The organism is Acinetobacter sp. ABJ_C1_1 (assembly GCF_044684115.1).
Classification (GTDB): Bacteria; Pseudomonadota; Gammaproteobacteria; order Pseudomonadales; family Moraxellaceae; genus Acinetobacter; species Acinetobacter nosocomialis_A.
In genome coordinates, this window is record NZ_JBITPU010000012.1 from 101,616 (window position 1) to 125,728 (window position 24,113).

Annotated in this window: 19 protein-coding genes and 1 pseudogene; 16 read left to right on the forward strand and 4 right to left on the reverse strand. The window is 39.3% G+C overall.

The annotated features are described in order from the left end of the window. Window positions 1-55 precede the first annotated feature (55 nt). Window positions 56-1,942 carry an RNA polymerase sigma factor RpoD gene (gene rpoD, locus ACG59Z_RS13885; protein ID WP_400199836.1) on the reverse strand — a complete coding sequence of 629 codons (1,887 nt, stop codon included), beginning with the start codon at window positions 1,940-1,942 and terminating at the stop codon, window positions 56-58. A gap of 358 nt (window positions 1,943-2,300) precedes the next feature. Between rpoD and ACG59Z_RS13890 the strand changes: the two genes are divergently transcribed. Both ACG59Z_RS13890 and ACG59Z_RS13895 read left to right on the forward strand, forming a co-directional pair. Further along, complete coding sequence (locus tag ACG59Z_RS13890) at window positions 2,301-2,507, forward strand: PA3496 family putative envelope integrity protein (RefSeq protein WP_000099358.1); 207 nt, start codon at window positions 2,301-2,303, stop codon at window positions 2,505-2,507. A 73-nt stretch (window positions 2,508-2,580) separates the two neighbouring features. Further along, window positions 2,581-3,105 carry a YecA family protein gene (locus tag ACG59Z_RS13895; RefSeq protein ID WP_001274941.1) on the forward strand — a complete coding sequence of 175 codons (525 nt, stop codon included), beginning with the start codon at window positions 2,581-2,583 and terminating at the stop codon, window positions 3,103-3,105. A 122-nt stretch (window positions 3,106-3,227) separates the two neighbouring features. Here ACG59Z_RS13895 and ACG59Z_RS13900 read toward each other — a convergent pair whose 3' ends face one another. Further along, window positions 3,228-4,160, reverse strand: coding sequence for a rhodanese-related sulfurtransferase (locus ACG59Z_RS13900; protein ID WP_311070066.1), 933 nt, complete (start codon window positions 4,158-4,160; stop codon window positions 3,228-3,230). A gap of 111 nt (window positions 4,161-4,271) precedes the next feature. Between ACG59Z_RS13900 and ACG59Z_RS13905 the strand changes: the two genes are divergently transcribed. Next, window positions 4,272-4,757 carry a DUF1289 domain-containing protein gene (locus tag ACG59Z_RS13905; protein ID WP_343569571.1) on the forward strand — a complete coding sequence of 162 codons (486 nt, stop codon included), beginning with the start codon at window positions 4,272-4,274 and terminating at the stop codon, window positions 4,755-4,757. A gap of 71 nt (window positions 4,758-4,828) precedes the next feature. Here ACG59Z_RS13905 and gltA read toward each other — a convergent pair whose 3' ends face one another. Continuing rightward, entirely contained in the window at window positions 4,829-6,103 is a 1,275-nt protein-coding gene (gene gltA / locus ACG59Z_RS13910) for a citrate synthase (protein WP_001287579.1), read from the reverse strand. A 953-nt stretch (window positions 6,104-7,056) separates the two neighbouring features. On the opposite strand from gltA, the gene sdhC reads away from it, so the two are divergent. The 10 genes and pseudogenes from sdhC to sucD all read left to right on the forward strand — a co-directional run bounded on the left by sdhC (window position 7,057) and on the right by sucD (window position 18,715). Further along, a complete protein-coding gene (sdhC, locus tag ACG59Z_RS13915) occupies window positions 7,057-7,458 on the forward strand; it encodes a succinate dehydrogenase, cytochrome b556 subunit (RefSeq protein WP_001984863.1) in 402 nt (133 codons plus the stop codon). Further along, window positions 7,458-7,823 carry a succinate dehydrogenase, hydrophobic membrane anchor protein gene (gene sdhD / locus ACG59Z_RS13920; protein WP_000833672.1) on the forward strand — a complete coding sequence of 122 codons (366 nt, stop codon included), beginning with the start codon at window positions 7,458-7,460 and terminating at the stop codon, window positions 7,821-7,823. The genes sdhC and sdhD overlap by 1 nt, the downstream gene beginning before the upstream one ends. Window positions 7,824-7,835: 12 nt before the next feature. After that, the gene (sdhA, locus tag ACG59Z_RS13925; protein WP_227062829.1) at window positions 7,836-9,671 is read left to right on the forward strand and encodes a succinate dehydrogenase flavoprotein subunit; all 1,836 of its coding nucleotides are present in this window, start codon (window positions 7,836-7,838) and stop codon (window positions 9,669-9,671) included. A gap of 14 nt (window positions 9,672-9,685) precedes the next feature. Then, window positions 9,686-10,396 (forward strand): succinate dehydrogenase iron-sulfur subunit, encoded by a 711-nt coding sequence (locus tag ACG59Z_RS13930; protein ID WP_004705893.1) that lies wholly within the window; start codon window positions 9,686-9,688, stop codon window positions 10,394-10,396. 283 nt (window positions 10,397-10,679) lie between these two features. Further along, window positions 10,680-10,808: pseudogene (locus ACG59Z_RS13935) on the forward strand (hypothetical protein). 157 nt (window positions 10,809-10,965) lie between these two features. Then, on the forward strand, window positions 10,966-13,806 hold the full coding sequence (locus ACG59Z_RS13940; RefSeq protein ID WP_263614459.1) for a 2-oxoglutarate dehydrogenase E1 component: 2,841 nt from the start codon (window positions 10,966-10,968) through the stop codon (window positions 13,804-13,806). Further along, on the forward strand, window positions 13,806-14,999 hold the full coding sequence (gene odhB, locus ACG59Z_RS13945) for a 2-oxoglutarate dehydrogenase complex dihydrolipoyllysine-residue succinyltransferase (RefSeq protein WP_200027436.1): 1,194 nt from the start codon (window positions 13,806-13,808) through the stop codon (window positions 14,997-14,999). The genes ACG59Z_RS13940 and odhB overlap by 1 nt, the downstream gene beginning before the upstream one ends. 62 nt (window positions 15,000-15,061) lie before the next feature. Beyond that, entirely contained in the window at window positions 15,062-16,495 is a 1,434-nt protein-coding gene (lpdA, locus tag ACG59Z_RS13950; protein WP_002051272.1) for a dihydrolipoyl dehydrogenase, read from the forward strand. 148 nt (window positions 16,496-16,643) lie between these two features. Then, entirely contained in the window at window positions 16,644-17,810 is a 1,167-nt protein-coding gene (gene sucC / locus ACG59Z_RS13955) for an ADP-forming succinate--CoA ligase subunit beta (RefSeq protein WP_001048573.1), read from the forward strand. A 14-nt stretch (window positions 17,811-17,824) separates the two neighbouring features. After that, a complete protein-coding gene (gene sucD / locus ACG59Z_RS13960; RefSeq protein ID WP_002051332.1) occupies window positions 17,825-18,715 on the forward strand; it encodes a succinate--CoA ligase subunit alpha in 891 nt (296 codons plus the stop codon). Window positions 18,716-19,127: 412 nt separating this feature from the next. On the opposite strand, the gene trpS is transcribed toward sucD, so the two are convergent. Then, entirely contained in the window at window positions 19,128-20,141 is a 1,014-nt protein-coding gene (gene trpS, locus ACG59Z_RS13965) for a tryptophan--tRNA ligase (protein WP_000072941.1), read from the reverse strand. A 206-nt stretch (window positions 20,142-20,347) separates the two neighbouring features. Between trpS and ACG59Z_RS13970 the strand changes: the two genes are divergently transcribed. The 3 genes from ACG59Z_RS13970 (at window position 20,348) to ACG59Z_RS13980 (ending at window position 23,936) form a co-directional block, all read left to right on the forward strand. Next, on the forward strand, window positions 20,348-21,271 hold the full coding sequence (locus ACG59Z_RS13970; RefSeq protein WP_400199840.1) for a DUF808 domain-containing protein: 924 nt from the start codon (window positions 20,348-20,350) through the stop codon (window positions 21,269-21,271). Between the two features lie 28 nt (window positions 21,272-21,299). Continuing rightward, window positions 21,300-22,199 (forward strand): neutral zinc metallopeptidase, encoded by a 900-nt coding sequence (locus ACG59Z_RS13975; RefSeq protein WP_400199842.1) that lies wholly within the window; start codon window positions 21,300-21,302, stop codon window positions 22,197-22,199. Between the two features lie 234 nt (window positions 22,200-22,433). Next, window positions 22,434-23,936 carry a sodium:proton antiporter gene (locus ACG59Z_RS13980; protein WP_002051161.1) on the forward strand — a complete coding sequence of 501 codons (1,503 nt, stop codon included), beginning with the start codon at window positions 22,434-22,436 and terminating at the stop codon, window positions 23,934-23,936. The last annotated feature ends 177 nt before the right edge of the window (window positions 23,937-24,113 follow it).

Sequence of the window (24,113 nt, forward strand, 5' to 3'; positions counted from 1 at the left end):
TTGTAGCTCTTTCTATTAAATGGGGACTAGTGCCGAAATTTCAAGATTTCAAAACTTAGTCATTCTCTAAGAAAGAACGCAAGTGTTCAGAACGAGAAGGGTGACGTAATTTACGTAAAGCTTTCGCCTCGATTTGACGAATACGTTCACGCGTTACATCAAACTGTTTACCAACTTCTTCTAAAGTATGGTCAGTTGGCATATCGATACCAAAACGCATTTTCAATACTTTAGCTTCACGTTCAGTTAAGTTTTCTAGAACTTCACGAGTTGCTTCTTTTAAGCCTTCTGAAGTCGCAGCATCAATTGGAGAAGTGATGTTCTGGTCTTCAATAAAGTCCCCAAGATGCGAATCTTCATCATCACCGATTGGAGTTTCCATTGAAATTGGTTCTTTAGCAATTTTAAGAACCTTACGAACTTTGACTTCGTCCATTTCTAAACGTTCGCCCAACTCTTCTGGAGTAGGTTCACGGCCCATTTCCTGTAATAACTGACGAGAGACACGGTTAATCTTGTTAATCGTTTCAATCATATGTACAGGAATACGAATTGTACGTGCTTGGTCTGCGATAGAACGGGTAATTGCCTGACGAATCCACCAAGTTGCATAAGTCGAGAATTTATAACCACGACGGTATTCAAACTTGTCTACAGCTTTCATCAAGCCAATGTTCCCTTCTTGAATCAAGTCAAGGAATTGTAAACCACGGTTGGTGTATTTCTTCGCAATCGAAATTACCAAACGAAGGTTAGCTTCTACCATTTCTTTTTTCGCACGACGTGCTTTGGCTTCACCAATTGCCATGCGTTTAGAAATATCTTTAATTTCAGCAACGCTTAAATTAAGTTCTTTCTCAATATCTGCAATCTTTTGCTGGAATGCTAAAACATCTGGACGAACTTTTTCTAAATGCCCTTTGATTTCTGCAGGAGCTTTAGCAATTTGTTCATCTAACCAAGCTGGATTAGATTCTTGTTTAGGGAAAGATGTACGGAATTGAGTACGATCCATACGGCCACGACGTACTGCATAACGCATAATTTCACGTTCATTGGCACGAATTTGCTCGTGAGTTCCGCGAATCATTTCTGAAATGATGTCAAATAAACGTGGAGTAAATTTAAACATCATGAATACAGTTGCTAAAGACTCAAGTGCTTCATTTGCTTCACGACTATTACGACCATGTTTTTCAATCACGGACTTAGTTTGAGCCCATGCAGCTTCTAATTCAGCAAAACGAACTTTTGCAACTTCAGGGTCTGGACCTGAATCGCCTTCAGAGTCATCATCACCTTCAGACTCTTCTTCTTCATCGTCATCATCAAGCTTAACTTCTTTCGTTGACTTTGTAGATGAATCGTCTTCTTCCTCAATTTCTTCAACTTCTTCTAAAACTTCAGGAATATCTTCATCCGTTTCAGGGTCGAGGTAGCCAGATAAAATATCGGCAAGACGGCGTTCGCCAGTTAAAAAATCATTATATTCTTTTAATACAACTTCAACAGCATTTGGCCAGTAAGCGATTGAGTTCAGGACATCACGAATCCCTTCTTCAATACGTTTGGCAATGCTGATTTCACCTTCACGGGTTAATAGTTCTACTGTACCCATTTCACGCATGTACATACGTACAGGGTCTGTCGTACGTCCAGGCTCATTTTCAACAGATGCAAGTACGGCAGCAGCTTCTTCTTCAGCAACTTCGTCAGTTGCATCAGCTGATTCGCCGAACATGGTATCGTCAGATTCAGGTGCACGCTCGTGTACAGGAATACCAACGTCTTGAAGCATCTGGATGATGTCTTCAATCTGTTCGCTTTCAGTAATCGAGTCCGGCAGATGATCGTTAACCTCAGCGTAAGTTAAGTAACCTTGTTCTTTGCCTCGGCTAATCAGAGCCGCTACTTGAGAAGTAGGGGAATGCATATCGCTCATCTTTGCTTACTCTTTGTTGAATCTGTGGCAGTGAAAAACCGTGCATGATAGCACAATTTGCTTGAAATGTTTCGGCTTTGATCGGTGACCGTTAAATAAAAAATATCTTTGAATTCACGACTATTTTTTGAATATTGGGCTAAAATCATTTTTTTCAAGTTTAAATCATAGAAAAATTTGTAGAAATCTTCGATTATCAAAAGACTGTGCTGTTTTATAAATACACAATTTTTTGGGCGAAAAAAAGTACAAATAGGCAATTAAATGAAAAAAATATAAATAAAACTTGACAAGGAAAAGTAAGACAGATAAATAGCGGCTAGACCCATTCACATTTTTTCATTATGAGGTAGTTTTAGTGTCTTCTACAGATTTTGAACTAGATGATAACTACGGCGATGATGATGATGTCGGTTTTGATGAGTCATCAGGCAAAATCAGTGCAAAAGAATCGTTGGAAAAACGTAGATTAATTGATGATCTATTGGCACAGCGCCGTTTAGAGCGTGAGTTGAAAGATTTCGATTATGATTTAGACGACGATGATCTTGATGATGAAGACTGATCAAAACTAAATAGGGCATCGTCGGCTTAAGTGCTATGCTATCGTCAATTTCTTTTTAAAGTCAGGTAACACAATGAGTGCATTAGATTTAGACCAGTTAAGTGAATATCTAGATGGAGACCACAATGAGTATGGTCTAGACTTTGCTGCAACTCATGGTTTTTTGTGTGCAATTGCAGTAGGTCCTCAGTTTGACCGCTGGTTAGATGAATTGTTCGAAGGTAACCAGAAAAAGGTTCCGGCAGAAATTATTCAACAAATCAAGGTTTGGCTAGAGTCGATTCGTCAAGATTTAGCAAATGAAAATGGGATTGAATTTCCATTTGAAGTTGAAGAAGCTGATGTTGAATCAAGCCTAGGCGATTGGAGTGTAGGGTTTGTTGACGCAATGTTTTTAAACGAAGAGGCATGGTTTGCTCCTGAGTATGAAGAACAATTGGTTGATTTAACTTTACCGATCATGGTTTTTAGTGGAATTGATGAAGAAGATCCACAGATGGAATCTTTCCGTCGCAATGGACAGTTAATGGATGAACTGGCAGAAGAAATTCCAGATAATTTGAATGAATTATATTTGATGTACCATACTCCAAATTAATTTATTAGAAGAAATAATAAATAACGTCCTTTCTAGGGCGTTTTTTATTGTCAGTGTTTATTTGGAAGAAATAAAAAAAGGCATTTAGAAAACTAAATGCCTTTTGAAAATACTTTTTAGTTTTATAAGCGTTTACGCTTAGCTGCAGCAATTTGTGATTGGCGCATACGGAAACCGGCTTTTTGTTTTTCAGTCGTTTTATCGATGCAATATACGCAAGAAACACCATGTTCATAGCTTGGTAGAGCAGACTCTTCTGGAGTTAAAGGCCAGCCACAAGCATGACATTTAATGTTTGCACCTTCTTCGACACCATGAGTTACAGCAGTACGTCCATCAAATACGAAACATTCGCCTTCCCAAAGACTTTCATCTGCTGGAGTTTCTTCTAAGTATTTAAGAATACCACCTTTGAGGTGGTAAACCTCTTGAAAGCCCTCTTGAAGAAGTAAAGAAGTCGATTTTTCACAGCGAATACCGCCTGTACAGAACATCGCGATTTTCTTGTCTTTATGCTGTTCTAACTCTTTTTTAACATACTCAGGAAACTCGCGGAATGTTTCAGTTTTAGGATCGATCGCGCCTTTGAAAGTACCAGCTTTATATTCATAGTCGTTACGCGTGTCGATTAGGATTACATCATCACGTGCAAGAAGCTCATTCCATTCTTTAGGGTCAAGATAGTGGCCTACTAAATCACGAGGTTTTACTTCTACCCCTAAAGTTACAATTTCTTTTTTAAGCTTAATTTTCATTTTACGGAAAGGTTTGTCAGAGCTATGGGACTCTTTATATTCCATAGCGTTAAAACCTTCGTTTAACAAAAATTGATGAATTTTATCAATTGCCTCACGGTCGCCAGCAACGGTACCATTAATTCCTTCACCTGCTACAATCAGAGTTCCACAAAGGTTAATTGTTTTCACTAAGTCTAAAAGACGTTGTTGAAGATCAGCAGGATCTTGAACTTCTTTAAATTGATATAGTGCTGCAACAACCCAACCCGCGGTCGCTTGCTGTTCTACAGGTGCAAGCTGTTCTACAGTAGCGTTCATGGAAAACTCCAAATGTATTAAGATAGAAATTTAAGGCGCGTATTTTAGCGCGAAAATTTGTAATAAGCGAGAAAACCATAAAAAGTATATGGTTTATTTAAGGAGTCTGTTTTGAGTAATGATCATCGAACGCTCTCTCTCACCCCATGTGCAGGGCGTTGTTCAACAGTTTTTGGTGATCAGGTATGTCGTGGTTGTCGCCGTTTTAACCATGAAGTGATTCAATGGAATACTTATACAGCAGAACAGCGTTTAGCTGTCTGGAAGCGCTTAGATGATCAATTAGACCAGATTTTGGTACCTATGTTGCCACAGGCGAATGTCCAGCATGTGGAAGGTTTTATATTAAGCAAGCGTGTTCGTTTAATGGAAGGGGCGAGTAAAGGTCGTAAACTTTACCATGCCTTAAAAATATGTGAAAAAAATAAATATCTTGCATCTGAAAGTGGTTTAGGGATTTCAGAAGCACAAGTTAAAGAGATATGGACTGAATTTGAAAGACGTGTCTTGGCTTTGGCTAAAGCAAGTTATGAGTTGGCTTGGTTAAGAGCAGATGGTATTAGTCATCACTTGTTAAATATGTTTGAAGAAGAGTAACTTTTAAAAAAACTTATTTATAAAAAAAGCTGCCATAAGGCAGCTTTTTTACATTAATGTTCTTTCGAATATTAACGCTTGATGTCACGTTGCACTTCACCAGTGTAAAGCTGACGTGGACGACCAATTTTGTAAGGCCCGCTGTGCATTTCTAACCAGTGGCTGATCCAGCCAACTGTACGTGCAAGAGCGAAGATTACAGTAAACATTTCTGTTGGAATACCAATCGCTTTAAGGATGATACCAGAGTAGAAGTCTACGTTAGGGTAAAGTTTACGTTCAACGAAGTACGGGTCGTTCAACGCAATACGTTCAAGTTCCATAGCAAGAGCTAATTGAGGATCATTGATACCTAAAGCTTCAAGAACTTCGTCACAAGTTTGTTTCATAACTTTAGCGCGTGGGTCGAAGTTTTTGTAAACGCGGTGACCGAAGCCCATAAGCTTAACTTCTTTGCGTTTAACTTTTTCCATGAACTCAGCAACATTCTCAACGCTACCAATTTCATCAAGCATTTTAAGAACTGCTTCATTCGCGCCGCCGTGTGCAGGTCCCCAAAGTGCAGAGATACCAGCAGAGATACATGCATATGGGTTCGCACCAGTAGAACCAGCAAGACGAACTGTAGATGTAGACGCGTTTTGTTCGTGGTCAGCATGAAGTGTAAAAATACGATCCATTGCGCGAGCAAGAACAGGGTTTACTTTGTAGTCACGATCTGCAGGAGTCGCAAACATCATGTGTAAGAAGTTTTCCGCGTAATTTAAGTCATTACGTGGATAGATGAATGGCTGACCTACAGTATATTTGTAGCTCCAAGCAGCAAGCGTTGGAATTTTAGCAATCAAACGAATCGCAGTAATTTCGCGGTGGTTGATGTCTTCAATGTCAAGGTTGTTGTGATAGAACGCAGATAATGCGCCGACTACACCAACCATGATTGCCATAGGGTGTGCGTCACGACGGAAACCATTGAAGAAACGGCTAACTTGATCGTGAACCATAGTATGAGCACGAACTTTCGCATCGAACTCAACTTTTTGTTCAGCAGTTGGTAACTCGCCATTTAATAATAAATAACAAGTTTCAAGGTAGTCTGCTTGAGTCGCTAACTGGTCAATCGGGTAACCGCGGTGTAATAAAATACCTTTGTCACCATCGATAAATGTGATTTTAGACTCGCATGAAGCTGTCGCCATAAAACCAGGATCAAAAGTAAAGTGACCTGAGGCCAATACATCTTTAACGTCGATTACATCGGGACCTAATGTGCCACTGTAAATTGGTAATTCAATTTCTTTGCCATCAAGATGTAATACGGCTTTTTTGCCAGTTGCTTCAGACATTCAATAGATCTCCTGTCCTGGTGAATGATTATCTGACTCGAAATCCTAATTTTCTCATGTGCGAATCAGACGGTGTCAAAATTTGCTATAAGATTAGTGAGTACTGAAATTTTGTCAATTATACTTATGGATAAAAAATGACGTTCCCACAGAGAGTTAGTCATCAAGACCCGAGCAAAAAAGTCAGTAAAATCACTGCATCGGGATGGTATCATAAGTCAATTCAAGAAGAACGTGCAGAAAAAAAATGAAGCGTGAGTACAATTGTAAGCAAATTTTTAAATAAAAATTAAGAATTCGTAGTGGTCATAAAATGTCAATCAGCTTAAAAAAATCATAAAACTCAGTCTGTAATTTTAAATTGCGATTCAAAAATTGCTTCATTATCACCATTTGATAATTCCAAAAGTTGTACTTTTTTTGAGTTTAATTGTCTAAAAAATAGCTTGTTGATCATGCTTGAAAAATTAAAAAGCTTTTTTTGTAAAAATACTGCTCACTGTTAAGAGTCAAGTAGCTCTTTATTACTTTTAAGATAAGTATGGATAGTTACCATTTTAAAAATAAAAATGATCAAAATTAGTAAGTAAGAATAATTTTAGTTTATGCTTTCGATTAGACTTGATGATTTATTAACTTTATCTTTAGTCTAAAACCCACTTATTTTAAATAAAGCAGTAGAAAAGATATTTTTTATAAAATATGAGGTTAAACAAGCACATGTTTTGTTTTATCTTAGGTTTTGGATAGGGAAGACTGCTGTTTGGCTATGTGAATGATTCTTATTTGATGAGTTTTTGCGGAAAAGGCAAAGTGGATTGTTTGTATTTTGATATTTCGCGTTTTATAATTCAGTGTCGTTTATAGGTTAGGCATGAGCTGTGCTTGCCTAACAATGCCAGCTTTCCTTGGAATTAATTCAACAAACTCCGGTCGGAGTTTCTACCTACAGGATGCCCGCTGTGAAAAGCAACAGACCTGTCAATTTGTCCATGGGTCAGGTGTTAGCGGTAAATTTACGCTCACCCGTGGCTATTGCATCAATTTTACACCGTTTATCAGGTGTCATCGTTTTCTTATTAGTACCAGTTCTCTTATGGATTCTAGATAAATCATTATCTTCACCAGAAGGATTTGACTACGTTAAAAATGTCGTTTTTGGAAATATCCTTGTACGTTTTGTCGTGTGGGTATTTGTAGCCGGCTTAATTTTCCACTTTATTGCTGGGGTTAAGCATTTGCTTGCAGATCTAGGTTTTGCCGAAGAACTGCAAAGCGGTCGTATTGCAGCGACAATTTCATTGATCTTATCTGTGGTAGCCATTATCGCAGCCTTTGTATGGATTATGTTCTAATGAAAAGTGCTACAGGTTTAACAGGTTCAGGTTCTCGTGATTGGTTTATCCAGCGTGTAAGTGCTGTGGTATTGGCAGCTTATACTGTTGTTCTTTTTGGTTGGATTCTCTGCAAAGGCGGATTTGACTATCAACAATGGGCTGGTTTCATGATGACATTACCAATGAAGATTTTTTCTTTATTGGCAATTTTATCGCTTATCGCACACGCATGGATTGGTATGTGGCAAGTTTTCACTGACTATGTCACTACTCGTCAAATGGGTCCTTCAGCGAAAGGTTTACGCCTTGTACTGACGACGGCTGTCATTATTGCAGTGTTTGTGTACGCAATCTGGGGTATCCAGATTTTCTGGGCGAATTGATAGGAAGATATCATGGGCGCGATAACCCCTAAAGAAGATTATTCAAATATTCAAAACCTCACTTTCGATGCAGTTATCGTTGGTGGTGGTGGTTCTGGTATGCGTGCATCTTACCAACTTGCTCAAGCAGGTTTGAAAGTTGCAGTACTTACTAAAGTTTTCCCAACACGTTCACATACAGTTGCTGCTCAAGGCGGTATCGGTGCGTCGTTAGGGAACATGCAAGAAGATAACTGGCATTTCCACTTTTACGATACAGTAAAAGGTTCTGACTGGTTAGGTGACCAAGACGCAATCGAATTTATGTGTCGTGAAGCGCCAAAAGTTGTGTATGAACTTGAACACATGGGTATGCCGTTTGACCGTAACGCTGATGGTACAATTTACCAACGTCCGTTCGGTGGTCACTCTGCGAACTATGGTGATAAACCAGTTCCACGTGCTTGTGCTGCTGCTGACCGTACTGGTCACGCATTATTGCACACGCTTTATCAAAGCAACGTGAAAATGGGTACTCAATTCTTCGTTGAATGGATCGCTCTTGATTTGATCCGTAACGAAGCAGGTGATGTACTTGGTGTAACTGCAATTGACCAAGAAACTGGTAACATCGCAGTATTCCAAGCAAAAGCAACATTGTTTGCGACTGGTGGTGCTGGTCGTGTTTACCGTGCATCAACAAATGCTTATATCAACACTGGTGACGGTCTTGGTATGGCTGCTCGTGCTGGTATTCCATTACAAGATATGGAATTCTGGCAATTCCACCCTACGGGTGTTGCGGGCGCAGGCGTATTGTTAACTGAAGGTTGTCGTGGTGAAGGTGCGATCCTTCGTAACAAAGACGGCGAACCGTTCATGGAACGTTATGCACCGACTTTAAAAGATTTGGCTCCACGTGACTTCGTATCACGCTCTATGGACCAAGAAATTAAAGAAGGTCGTGGTTGTGGTCCAAAAGGTGATTATATCTTACTTGATATGACTCACTTAGGTGCTGACACAATCATGAAGCGTTTACCATCTGTATTTGAGATCGGTAAAAAATTCGCAAACGTAGACATTACTAAAGAACCAATTCCAGTAGTACCAACAATCCATTATCAAATGGGTGGTATTCCTACGAATATGCATGGTCAAGTGTGCTTACCAGAGCCTGGTACAGACAACTACACTAAACCTGTAAAAGGTTTCTATGCAATTGGTGAATGTTCTTGCGTATCAGTACATGGTGCAAACCGTTTAGGTACTAACTCACTTCTTGACTTGGTTGTATTTGGTAAAGCTGCTGGTGAGCACATTATCGATTACGTAACTAAGCATCATGGTGATGAATATGCGCCACTTCCAACAAACGTATTAGAGCAAACTTTAGATCGCGTACGTAAGTTAGATGAATCAACTTCTGGTGAAAATGCACAAGAAGTTGCTGACGCAATTCGTGATATCGTTCAAGATCACGCTGGTGTATTCCGTACCCAAGCATTGCTTGATAAAGGTGTTAAAGAGATTCTTGCTCTTGAACCACGCGTGCGCAACATTCACTTGAAAGATAAATCTAAAGTATTTAACACTGCACGTGTTGAAGCGCTTGAAGTTGAAAACTTATATGAAGTTGCAAAAGCTACATTAATTTCAGCTGCTGCGCGTAAAGAATGTCGTGGTGCGCATACGGTAGTTGACTATGAATTACCAGCTGATCACCCAACTTATTCATACGGTCGCCGTGATGATGAGTGGATGAAACATACTTTATGGTATTCATCAGATAACCGTTTGGAATATAAGCCAGTGCGCTTCAAGCCGTTAACTGTTGATCCAATTCCACCAGCACCACGTACATTCTAATCGGGAGTATAAAGATGAGTAGAGGTACTCGTACATTCGAAATCTACCGCTATGATCCTGATAAGGATAAAGCGCCGTACATGCAAACTTTCAAACTTGAATTGACTGATAAGCACCGTATGTTGCTTGATGCATTGCTTGCTTTGAAAGTTCAAGACGAAACGTTAACATTCCGTCGTTCATGCCGTGAAGGTATTTGTGGTTCGGATGGTGTGAACATCAATGGTAAAAATGGTTTGGCTTGTTTATGGAATTTAAACGACCTACCTGAGAAAATTGTAATTCGTCCATTGCCAGGTTTGCCGGTTATTAAAGATTTGGTTGTTGATATGAACCAATTCTATGATCAATATGACAAAATTCAGCCATTCTTGATCAATAACCAACCAGCTCCACCTAAAGAGCGTTTACAGTCTCCTGAAGAGCGTGAACACTTGAATGGTTTGTATGAATGTATTCTTTGTGCATGTTGTTCAACTTCATGCCCATCATTCTGGTGGAACCCTGATAAATTCTTGGGTCCTTCAGCATTGTTGAATGCATACCGTTTTATTATCGATTCTCGTGATACTGCGACCGCAGATCGTTTGGCTCGTCTTGACGATCCATTCAGTTTGTTCCGTTGTAAAGGTATCATGAACTGTGTGTCAGTATGTCCTAAAGGTTTGAATCCAACAAAAGCTATCGGTCACATCCGTAACATGTTGTTAGATCAAGCGGGTTAATTCTGCACAAATAGAGAACGCACATCCTTGATGTGCGTTTTTTTTTAACTTTATAATAGGCGTCTTATACTTTAGTCGCTAAAAGAGGGGTTTTTATATCAAGCACCATATATTAATAGATAAAATTGGATATGTATTTCGCCAATTTATAGATGGTATGTGTCAAAAAAATCAATCGTTCGTTAAGAACATGATACGATTTGCCACAAAGTTGTAGGTGAAAAAAGCGTATACTAGTGAAATTAAATTAAGTGGCACGATCTTAGATCAGTGCTTAATTTTTATGGTCAAAGTCATTTTAGAAAAGTTAATTGTGTAGTTAATTTTTCTAAAAAGATTTGCAAAAAATTGCTCGGTTTTAATCGAGTATAAGGTGAGTGATGATGCCATTGAGGGCGTTGTGATTCATTAATTACCTATGGAGTTTTCTCTCTAGGTAGTATGACGCCCCATGGTCTTGAAGACCTGTTGGGTAAGTAGTGTCATTTTTACCAATTTGACATTATGCATCATGGGTGTGCTTAAAAGGCAGCCTGTAATATTTTTTGCAATAGGAAATGGGTCCACAAATGCAAGAAGTTGCTGACGCATTGCGTCTTGACACTGAACTTTCCGCTGATAGTGCAGCGTATATTGAAGAACTTTACGAGCAGTACCTGACTTCCCCAACCTCCGTCGCTGAGGACTGGCGCCAATATTTCGATAAATATCCAAAGGGTGACCAACCACACAGCGCTGTGCGTGAGCAATTCCTATTACTAGGACGTAATGCTAATCGTGTTCAACCTGTTGTACAAAGTACTGTAAGTACTGAGCATGAGCGTCGTCAAATTGGCGTTTTACAACTTATTGCTGCTTATCGCAATCGCGGACATCAAAAAGCTAAATTAGATCCATTAGGTCTTGCTAAGCGTGAAGATATTCCTGATTTAGATCTTTCAGCACACGGTTTAACCAAATCAGATTTAGACACAGTATTCAACACAGGCAATCTTGAGATTGGTAAGAGTGAAGCAACTCTTGCTGAAATGATTGAAGCAATGGAAGCAATCTATTGTGGTTCAATCGGTGTTGAATACATGCATATCGTGGACACAAAAGAAAAGCGTTGGATTCAACAACGTCTTGAAAGTGCCCGTGGTAAATTCAATTACTCAAATGATCAAAAGAAAGGCTTCTTAGAGCGTTTAACCGCTGCTGAGGGTCTAGAAAAATATCTTGGTAATAAATACGTCGGTGCTAAACGCTTTGGTGTTGAAGGCGGCGAATCTTTTATTCCTATGGTAAACGAGATTATCCAGCGTGCTGGTGCTGTAGGCTGTAAAGAAGTTGTTATCGGTATGCCACACCGTGGCCGTTTGAACCTTCTTGTTAACATTATGGGTAAAAATCCTGCGGACTTATTTGGTGAGTTCGAAGGTAAATCAATTCATAAGAAAGGTTCAGGTGACGTTAAATACCACCAAGGTTTCTCAAGTAATGTAATGACTCCAGGTGGCGAAGTTCACTTGGCATTGGCATTTAACCCATCTCACTTGGAAATTGTTGGTCCTGTAGTTGAAGGTTCTGTACGCGCACGTCAAGTACGTCGTAGAGACATCGGCGGTGATGACGTATTGCCAGTTATTGTTCATGGTGATGCTGCATTTGCAGGTCAGGGCGTGAACATGGAAACCTTCCAAATGTCACAAACTCGTGGCTATACGGTTGGTGGTACAGTTCATATTATTGTGAACAACCAAGTTGGTTTCACAACTTCTGATCCACGTGATGCGCGTTCTACAGAGTACTGTACAGACGTTGCTAAAATGATTCAGGCGCCAATTTTCCATGTAAATGGCGATGATCCTGAAGCTGTTATCTTTGCTACTCAATTAGCACATGATTTCCGTCACGAATTCCGTAAAGATGTTGTTATCGATTTGTTCTGTTATCGTCGTCGCGGCCATAACGAAGCGGATGAGCCATCTGGTACACAACCATTGATGTATCAAGTAATTGCGAAGAAAGCAACTACTCGTACACTTTATGCTGATCAACTTGTACAAGAGAAAGTACTTGATCGTGCTGAAGCTGATCAAATGGTTGAAGATTACCGTTCTGATTTAGAAGCGGGTAATCATGTAGCAAATGCATTGATTCTTGAACCAAATACCAAAATGTTTGTTGATTGGACTCCATATTTGGGCCATGACTATACAGACGATTGGGATACTTCATTTGACTTGAACCGCCTTAAAGAATTAGGCGAGGGCATGAGCAAACTTCCTGAAGGGTTTGTAATGCAGCGTCAGGTTCAAAAAGTAATTGAAGATCGCGTGAAAATGCAAACTGGTGAAACTCCTTTAAACTGGGGTGCAGCAGAAACTTTAGCTTATGCAACTTTATTAGATGAAGACTATCTAGTTCGTATTACTGGTGAAGACGTAGGTCGTGGTACCTTCTCACACCGTCATGCGAAATTGCATAACCAAGTTGATGGTTCAACTTACATTCCTCTTTGTCATGTTAAAGAGAACCAACCACGTTTTGCGATTTACGACTCTCTTTTATCTGAAGAAGCAGTTCTTGCGTTCGAATATGGTTACGCAACTACAATTCCTAAGAGCTTGATTATTTGGGAAGCACAATTTGGTGACTTCGTAAACTGTGCTCAAGTTGTGATTGACCAGTTTATTGCTTCTGGTGAGACTAAGTGGGAGCGTGTTTGTGGTTTAACAATGTTGTTACCACACGGTTTCGAAGGTCAAGGTCCAGAGCACTCTTCAGCTCGTTTAGAACGTTTCTTACAGTTATGTGCTGAAGACAACATGCAAGTGATCACTCCAACGACACCTGCACAGATTTTCCATGCATTACGTCGTCAGGCTGTACGCCCAATTCGTAAGCCATTAATCGTAATGTCACCGAAATCTTTACTTCGTCATAAACTTGCGACTTCTACTTTAGAAGAGCTAGCACATGGTTCATTCCAAACTGTAATTGACGAAATCGATCAAATTAACAAGTCAGATGTAACTCGTCTTGTACTTTGTGGCGGTAAAGTTTATTACGACTTACTCGAAAAACGTCGTGAACAAAACTTAACTAATGTTGCAATCGTACGTATTGAACAGTTGTATCCATACCCAGAGCAACGTCTTGCGGAAATCTTGGCTGCTTATCCAAATGTGAAAGAACTCGTTTGGGCGCAAGAAGAGCCGAAGAACCAAGGCGCTTGGTTGTTTATCGCACCGCGTTTATATGACGATATCTTAAAATCTGGCAAACAAATCCGTATCAGTTTTGCAGGTCGTGAAGCTTCTGCTGCACCAGCTTGTGGCTCACCGTACTTGCATGCAAAACAACAAGCTCAGCTAATTAATGATGCATTGGCAATCGAAGCTGAACAATCAGGAGATTCTCAATAATGGCAACCGAAATTAAAGCACCGGTATTCCCAGAGTCTGTTGCAGATGGCACCATCGCAACTTGGCATAAAAAGGTGGGTGAACCTGTATCACGTGATGAAGTAATCTGTGATATTGAAACCGACAAAGTTGTTTTAGAAGTTGTTGCTCCTGCAGATGGTAGCTTGGTTGCAATCATTAAAGGTGAAGGCGATACAGTTCTTTCTGACGAAGTTATTGCTCAATTCGAAGCTGGTGCTGGCGCAGCTGCTGCTCCTGCAGCGGTAGAACAAGCAGTTGCTCAAACTCAAGCTGGTGCAGCTCCTGTTGTTGAACGTACAGAAACTGTATCTGATCAAGCTCCTGCGGTTCGTAAAGCGTTAACTGAATCTGGTATTGCTGCTGCTGACGTACAAGGTACTGGCCGTGGTGGTCGTATCACTAAAGAAGATGTTGCAAACCATCAAGCTAAACCAGCTGCTAACGTTACTCCGTTAAGTGTTGCTGTTGGCGAGCGTATCGAAAAACGTGTTCCAATGACTCGTTTACGTAAGCGTGTTGCTGAGCGTCTTCTTGCTGCAACTCAAGAAACTGCAATGTTAACTACATTTAACGAAGTTAACATGAAGCCAATCATGGAATTGCGTAAGCAATATAAAGATGCTTTCGAAAAACGTCATGGCGCTCGTTTAGGCTTCATGTCATTCTTCGTTAAAGCAGCAACTGAAGCGCTTAAACGCTACCCAGCTGTAAACGCTTCAATTGATGGCGACGATATCGTTTATCACGGTTACTATGACATCGGCGTTGCAGTATCTTCTGATCGTGGTCTTGTTGTACCAGTATTACGTGATACTGACCGTATGAGCTATGCAGAAGTTGAAGCAGGTATTGCTGCTTATGCTGGTAAAGCACGTGACGGTAAATTATCTATCGAAGAAATGACTGGTGGTACTTTCACAATCACTAACGGTGGTACTTTCGGTTCATTGCTTTCAACTCCTATTTTGAACCAACCGCAAACTGGTATCTTGGGTATGCACAAAATCCAAGAGCGTCCTATGGCGGTAAATGGTCAAGTTGAAATCTTACCAATGATGTACTTAGCGCTTTCTTATGACCACCGTATGATCGATGGTAAAGAAGCTGTAGGTTTCTTAGTAGCAATCAAAGAATTGTTAGAAGAGCCAGCTAAACTCATCCTTGATCTTTAATTTCTTCGAATAAATACCTACCAGGGTAGAGCGATCCTCTATCCTGGTTTATGGAGATAAAAATGTCTCAACAATTTGATCTTGTTGTCATCGGCGGTGGTCCTGGTGGTTATGAAGCTGCGATTCGTGCTGCTCAACTAGGCTTCAAAGTCGCTTGTATTGAAAAACGTATTCACAATGGTAAGCCTTCTTTAGGTGGTACTTGCTTAAACGTAGGTTGTATCCCTTCTAAAGCTTTGCTTGATTCTTCTCATCGTTATGAAGATACAGTGCATCACTTAGCTGATCACGGTATTACAACTGGTGAAGTGAATTTCGATCTTGCAAAACTTCTTGCTCGTAAAGACAAAATTGTTGACCAATTAACTGGCGGTATCGATCAATTGCTTAAAGGCAACGGTATTGAGTGGTTAAAAGGTACAGGTAAATTACTTGCTGGTAAAAAAGTTGAGTTCGTTTCTCATGAAGGTGAGACTCAAGTTTTAGAACCTAAATACGTGATTCTTGCGTCTGGTTCTGTGCCTGTAAATATTCCTGTAGCTCCTGTAGATCAAGATATTATTGTTGATTCAACTGGCGCATTAAACTTCCCAGAAGTACCTAAGCGTTTAGGTGTGATTGGTGCTGGTGTAATCGGTTTAGAACTTGGTTCAGTATGGCGTCGTCTTGGTGCTGAAGTTGTTGTATTTGAAGCAATGGATGCATTCTTGCCAATGGCTGATAAAGCTTTGGCAAAAGAATACCAAAAGCTTTTAACTAAGCAAGGTCTTGATATTCGCGTTGGTGCTAAAGTTTCTGGCACTGAAGTTAATGGTCGTGAAGTGACTGTTAAATACACTCAAGGTGGCGAAGAAAAAACTCAAACTTTTGACAAATTAATCGTTTGTGTTGGCCGTAAAGCATATGCAGAAGGTTTATTGGCTGAAGATTCAGGCATTAAATTAACTGAACGTGGTTTAGTTGAAGTAAATGATCACTGTGCAACTTCTGTAGAAGGTGTATACGCGATTGGTGACTTGGTTCGCGGTCCAATGCTTGCTCATAAAGCAATGGAAGAAGGTGTAATGGCTGTTGAACGTATTCACGGTCACGCAGCTCAAGTGAACTATGACACAATCATTTCTGTTATCTATACACACCCTGAAGCGGCGTGGGTAGGTTTAACTGAAGAGCAAGCTAAAGAAAAAGGTCATGAAGTAAAAACTGGTCAATTCGGTTTTGCTGTAAATGGTCGTGCTTTAGCGGCTGGTGAAGGCGCAGGTTTTGTTAAGTTCGTTGCTGATGCAAAAACTGACCGTTTATTAGGTATGCATGTCATTGGACCTGCTGCATCTGATATCGTTCACCAAGGTATGATCGCTCTTGAATTTGTATCTTCTGTTGAAGATCTTCAGTTGATGACTTTTGGTCACCCAACATTCTCTGAAGTTGTTCATGAAGCTGCACTTGCTGTAGATGGTCGTGCAATTCACGCGATTCAACGTAAGCGTAAATAAAATTAAAGAGCGGTTCTCCGCTCTTTTTCACATTCGATGGTGTGATTAAAAAATCATCAAGTTGATAGACGTAGACAGCAATTTGCATATACAACATGAGAATGTTGCGCAAATTGAAGACAACAAACAAAGTTAAGTAGGTAACTAAATGAACTTACATGAGTATCAAGCTAAAGCGTTATTGAAAGAATATGGTATGCCGGTACAAGAAGGTATCTTGGCAACCAATGCAGACGAAGCAGTTGCTGCATTTGAACAGCTTGGTGGTAAATTCGCTGTAATGAAGGCGCAAGTTCATGCTGGTGGTCGTGGTAAGGCTGGTGGCGTTAAAGTTGCAAAATCTAAAGAAGATGTTATCGAATTTGCAAACAATATCATTGGTACTCGTCTTGTAACGTATCAAACTGATGCAAATGGTCAACCAGTAAACAGCATCATTGTTGCTGAAGACGTATATCCAGTTGAGCGTGAGCTTTACTTGGGCGCGGTTGTAGATCGTTCTAGCCGTCGTATTACTTTCATGGCTTCTACAGAAGGTGGTGTAGAAATCGAGAAAGTTGCTGAAGAAACTCCAGAAAAAATTATCAAAGTTGAAGTTGATCCGTTGGTTGGCTTACAACCATTCCAAGCACGTGAAGTTGCGTTTGCTTTAGGTTTGAAAGACAAACAAATCGGTCAATTCGTAAAAATCATGACAGCTGCTTACCAAGCATTTGTTGAAAATGATTTTGCTTTATTTGAAATTAACCCACTTTCAGTTCGTGAAAATGGCGAAATTTTATGTGTAGACGCGAAAGTAGGTATCGACTCTAACGCGCTTTACCGTTTACCTAAAGTTGCTGCTTTACGTGACAAATCTCAAGAGAATGAGCGTGAATTAAAAGCATCTGAATTTGATCTTAACTATGTTGCTTTAGAAGGTAATATCGGTTGTATGGTTAACGGTGCTGGTCTTGCAATGGCAACTATGGACATCATTAAACTTTATGGTGGTCAGCCTGCAAACTTCCTTGACGTTGGTGGCGGTGCAACTAAAGAGCGCGTAATTGAAGCGTTCAAAATCATCCTTGCTGATACTTCTGTACAAGGTGTTTTAATTAACATCTTCGGTGGTATCGTACGTTGTGACATGATTGCTGAAGCAATTATTGCAGCGGTTCAAGAAGTAAACGTAACTGTTCCAGTTGTTGTTCGTTTAGAAGGTAACAACGCTGAGTTAGGTGCTAAATTACTTGATGAATCTGGTTTGAAATTAATTTCTGCGAACGGTTTGTCTGATGCCGCAGAAAAAGTTGTAGCTGCAGTTAAAGCGTAAGGGGAGTATCAATCATGAGCGTATTAATTAATAAAGACACTAAAGTATTGGTACAAGGTTTTACTGGTAAAAACGGTACTTTCCACTCTGCACAAGCTTTAGACTACGGTACAAAAGTTGTTGGTGGTGTTACTCCAGGTAAAGGTGGTACAACTCACCTTGACTTACCAGTATTCAACACAATGAAAGAAGCTGTACGTGAAACAAATGCAGATGCATCTGTAATCTATGTACCAGCTCCATTCGTTTTGGACTCAATCGTTGAAGCGGTTGATTCAGGTGTTGGCTTAATCGTTGTGATCACTGAAGGTGTTCCAACAATCGACATGCTTAAAGCAAAACGTTATTTAGAAACTAACGGTAACGGTACTCGTTTAGTTGGTCCTAACTGCCCAGGCGTGATCACTCCGGGTGAATGTAAGATCGGTATTATGCCTGGTCACATCCACCAACCAGGTCGTATTGGTATTATCTCACGTTCAGGTACATTGACTTATGAAGCTGTTGCTCAAACAACTAAGCTTGGTTTAGGTCAGTCTACTTGTATCGGTATTGGTGGTGACCCAATCCCAGGTATGAACCAAATTGAAGCTCTTCAATTGTTCCAAGACGATCCAGATACTGATGCAATCATCATGATCGGTGAGATCGGTGGTACAGCGGAAGAAGAAGCTGCTGAATTCATCAAATCTAACGTGACTAAGCCTGTAGTAGGTTACATCGCTGGTGTAACTGCTCCTAAAGGTAAGCGTATGGGTCACGCTGGTGCGATCATTTCTGGTGGTCAAGGTACTGCTGAAGAGAAATTTGCTGCATTTGAAAAAGCAGGTATGGCTTACACTCGTAGCCCAGCTGAGCTTGGTTCAACTATGTTGCAAGTATTAAAAGAGAAAGGTTTAGTTTAATAGCTGCCTTAAATCTTTAAAAAATACCGCATCTGAAAAATGATGCGGTATTTTTTTGCATCATTGAAAAGTAGCATAAAATGAAATTAGAAATAATAAGGCTAAAAAAAGACAAAAAAATACGCAATGATTGGGGTGATCATTGCGTAGAACAACGAATCTGTTAAAAACAGTTTCGGCTTAAGGAGAAATGTCGTGAGGTTCATATCAACCTACTTGAGCTATATTAGTGAGATGTTCATATTTGTTCATTAAGGTTCACGTTAATTAGTGTTACTTCACGTTAAAAGGGTAAGAGCGTGTGAATCATAATAAATATATAGAAATTCTAATAAATTAAATTATTGAAGTTAAATGTAATAATAAAAAAAGCCCCGTAGGGCTTTTTTGAATTATATTCTTGATGTAAGAATTAAAATTTAAATAAGCCTAAGCCATCTTTAACTTCATCTAAAGTTTGCTGAGTAATGATTCGACATTTATCAGTACCTTGACGTAAAACATCCATAATGTAATCAGGATCTTTGGCGAGTTCTTCACGACGTTCACGAATAGGTGTAATCAATTCTTTTAACACACCTTCAAGACGTTTTTTAACAGTACCATCGCCAAGACCACCACGGCGGTAGTGAGCTTTTAATTCTTCAACTTCTTCTTTATTTGGATCAAATGCATCTAAATAAGTAAATACAATGTTGCCTTCAACCTGACCTGGATCTTCGATACGAAGATGATTTGGGTCTGTGTACATTGCATTTACAGCTTTCTTAATGTCTTTGTCAGAAGCATTTAAAACAATGGTATTGCCTAATGATTTAGACATTTTTGCTTTACCATCAAAACCTGGTAAACGAGCCATATTAGAAAGCAATGCTTTACATTCTGGTAAAAGGTCTTGACCAATTTGACGATTCACACGACGTACAATTTCATTGGTTTGTTCAATCATTGGAATCTGATCTTCACCCACTGGTACTACAGTTGCTTTAAAAGCCGTAATATCAGCTGCCTGTGCGACAGGGTAGCAAAGGAAACCAGCCGGAATGTCACGCTCAAAACCGCGCATTTGAATCTCAGACTTAATGGTCGGGTTACGCTCTAAGCGTGCAACCGTCACGAAGTTAAGATAGAGCATTGTAAGCTCATTCAGTGCTGGTAAACATGACTGTACACAAATGGTTGTCTTAGTTGGGTCAATACCAACTGCTAAATAATCTAAAGCAACTTCTAAGATGTTACGGCGCACTTTATCCGGATTATCAGCATTGTCTGTTAATGCTTGAGCATCTGCTAATAAGAGATGTTGATGATGGCTATCCTGTAAACCTACACGTGAACGCAAAGAACCGACAAAATGCCCAAGGTGAAGTTGTCCGGTAGGGCGGTCGCCTGTCAAAATAATTGGACGCTGATCAACATTACTCATTATTTATTCCACTATCGTATTGGCTTAATCAGGGATAGTAAGCCCTGTAATATAAAAGATTGGCATTATTGTACGGGAAATAAAATTTTTTCGTCAGCGATTGGTTAAACTTTCTTAAAATAATATTGTGAATTTATTCAGTAAAATTACAGAAATTGGAATATTTCATCTTACAATAGTCAGATAAATACAAACCTGGATAAGAAATGGCAAGTGGCTTACTTTTATTACTAGATGATATTGCAACAATTTTAGATGATGTCGCTTTAATGAGCAAAATGGCAGCAAAGAAAACTGCTGGTGTTTTAGGTGATGATTTGGCTTTAAATGCACAACAGGTAACAGGTGTGCGAGCAGATCGTGAATTGCCTATTGTGTGGAAGGTCGCGAAAGGTTCTTTAGTTAATAAGCTTATTTTAGTACCGTTAGCTTTATTAATTAGCGTTATTGCACCTTGGCTGATTAATCCGCTCTTGATGTTAGGTGGCTTATTTTTATGTTATGAAGGCGTTGAAAAAGTTCTTCATACAATTACGCATAGAAAAGCTTCGACCTCTGAGGAAGCAGAAAAAGAATTTAACAATGAAGAGCTAGATCTGGCTACTTTTGAGAAAGAGAAGGTAAAAGGGGCTATTCGTACAGATTTTATTTTATCAGCTGAAATTGTCGTAATCTCGTTAGGTACAGTGGCGACTGCTACATTATTAACTAAAGTTAGTGTTCTTAGCATTATTGCAGTTGTGATGACGCTTGGCGTTTATGGCTTGGTTGGCGTGATTGTTAAGATTGATGATTTAGGATTATATTTAACAAAACAAGCTGCTTCTTTCAAACAAACTCTAGGACGTGGTTTACTTGCTTTTGCTCCTCTTTTAATGAAGCTACTTTCTATTGTTGGAACTATTGCAATGTTTTTAGTAGGTGGAGGGATTATTAATCATACGATTCCTTTACTTCACCATGTTACTGAAGATACGGTTGATCAGGTAGAAACTATACCAGCAGTAGGAAATATTATTGGTACTTTAACACCGACATTAATGAACTTTGTGATTGGTATGATTGCTGGTGCAGTTGTGTTGCTTGTGGTGAGTTTAATACAGAAAATGTGGCCAAAAGCTTCTGACTAATCAGGCCATTTAAAAGAAGAGGGAAGTTATGCGTTGGAGAGATCGTAGAGTCAGTACCAATGTTGAGGACCGTCGAGGTGGGGGCGGCGTTAAAGCAGGTGGTATTAGTATTATTGGTTTGATTGTGGCATTTGTCGCATGGAAATTTTTTGGCGTTGATCCACAAATGGCTTATCAGGCAACGCAGCAGGTTACTGCTTCACAACAATCAAATGCAACTTCACCAGAAAGTTTAACACCTGAGCAAAAAGAAGCGTCAGATTTTGTTGGAACTGTATTAGCTGATACAGAAGATACGTGGACACCTATATTTAAGCAGTTAGGTAAAACTTATACACCGCCAAAGTTGGTTTTATTTAGTGGAGTGACTCGCTCAGGTTGTGGTACCGCTCAATCTGCTATGGGACCCTTTTATTGTCCAGCTGACCAGAAAGTTTATATTGATACCGAATTCTTTAAAGATATGCGTGAGCAAATGGGTATCTCGGGTGAACAAAATAAATCAGAGCTTTCTCGCCAAGATGAGGCAGGGGATTTTGCCCAAGCCTATGTTGTTGCTCATGAAGTGGGTCATCATGTTCAAACCTTGCTTGGTATTTCTTCTCAAGTGCAACAAGCGCGTTCGCAAGTTAGTCAAAGAGAGGGTAACCAGCTATCTGTGCGTCAAGAGTTACAAGCCGACTGTTTAGCAGGTATATGGGCAAATCATAATCAACAACGTACTCAGTTTTTAGAGTCTGGTGATGTTGAAGAAGCAATGGATGCAGCTCAAAAAATTGGTGATGACTATTTGCAAAAACGTGCAACTGGCCAAGTTGTTCCTGATAGCTTCACCCATGGTACGAGTGAGCAGCGGATGCATTGGTTTCAAGTGGGCTTAAAGTCTGGTGATATCAATCAATGTGATACTTTTAATAATTCTATCTAATGCGAAAGATGAGTTTATTAAAGCATTTTTAATAAGCTCATCTTTTAATACCCCTCTGATTCATAATTAATGTTAAGAAATTTAACTGATCGATAGAATGATTAAAGTAATTCGTTAAACTTATATTTCAATTTTTAACTGTTTGGGCACATATAAAGTGCCTATTTTGTCATTCTGTTCAGTTCAGCTGTCTAGGTTTTCTTATTTGGTCATTGACCCAGAAGAAGGGTGTTCATGGGTAATTTTTTCTTATTACAAGCACTTACGGTTGTATTTGCCTTATCAATTGCAACTACTATATTCAATAAGCGTATTTTAGGCTTCCCTCAAGCTATTGGCGTGCCTCTTGTTTCTGCAATTTTTGTCTTTATTTTGCAATGGGGAGCCAGTCTCTTAAATGGTAATCAGTTTATTACTATTAATATTCATAATATTGAAGAAGCAGTACGTCATATCGATTTTTATGACTTTTTAATTAATGGCGTCATCTGTTTTATTCTGACATCTTCTGCACTGAAATTTAAAATTTCAGACTTAAGAAGTTATTGGAGACAAATTAGTATTCTAGCGACTATTGCGCTAGTTATCTGTGCGGTATTGTTTGGTGGCTTACTTTACGGCTTCCAATTGCTGGTTGGTCATCATGTGCCAATTTTAGTTCTTCTATTATTAGGCGCGGCATTGGGTGCAACAGACCCGATCGGTATTAAAGGCGTTTTAAGTTCAATTCGTGCACCCCATCATCTTATTGTCAAATTAGAGGGTGAGTCTTTATTTAATGATGCGATGTGTATTGCATTATTTATGACTCTACTGAATGTTTTACAAGGTGAGCATTTTTCATTAGTTGCGACATTAGAAGCTTTGCTTTATGAAATTGTGGTTGCTGTCGGTATTGGATGGGCATTTGGTATAGGAACATTACGCCTATTACGTGGTAAGCACGAAATGGAATCTCTGATCTTAACAACCGCCTTACTTGCTAGCGGAGCATATTTGGTTGCTTTATTTGCTCATGCATCTGCACCGATTGCTTGTGTTATTGGCGGTTTAATCGTTGGTAATAAGTGGAAAGAAATCCGCGAAGAGCGCGAGATTAGGGAAGTTAACCATTTTTGGCATACTGTAGAAGGAATTATTAATTCATTCTTATTTACTTTAATTGGTCTTGAGTTATTTATTCTTGATTTAAATTTTAGCCTGATTTTAGGCGGGATAGTCGCTTTCTTTATTTTGCATATTTCTCGCTTTGCAGCAAATTTTATGTCTTTTGCTTTCTTTCCGACAATGCGTAAGACCAAAAGCTACAATGGTAGTTTAACCATTTTGTCTTGGGGTGGGGTACGAGGAGGGATTTCACTTGCTTTAATTTTGGCAGTCGCGAATATTCCAGCACTTAGCCCTTATAGTAGTATTCTGATTGGATATACTTTTATTAGCGTATTGTTATCTGGTGTGGTGTGTGGTCTTGGCCTACCAGCGGTAATGAATGCATTTTATTACAATCCTAATGAAGAAACAGAAGGCCTTAAAGGTTTTTACCAGAAACTATGCCATAAAATGAACCGCCGTGGCTTTCAATATATCGTAGGGGAAGACGCATTAGGAAGAGAAACGATTACTATCTTTAATCCCGATGTAATCGTTGACCAGAAAACAGAAGATGGTATTGCAACTATGCATGATCCGAATAAGTTGCAAGAAGTAAAACGTTTTGAGAGTCCAGATAATTTTTAAATAAACTTAAAGGTATTTTTATTTAAATTAAAAAATAAGGCTTTAGTGTAATAGTAAAATATTAACTAAAGCCATTTTTCTGCATATTATTAATTAATAATATATTTTATTTTATTAAGATATTGAAACTTGTTATATAAAACTTTTAATTAAAATAATTTTCAACAAATATTGGAT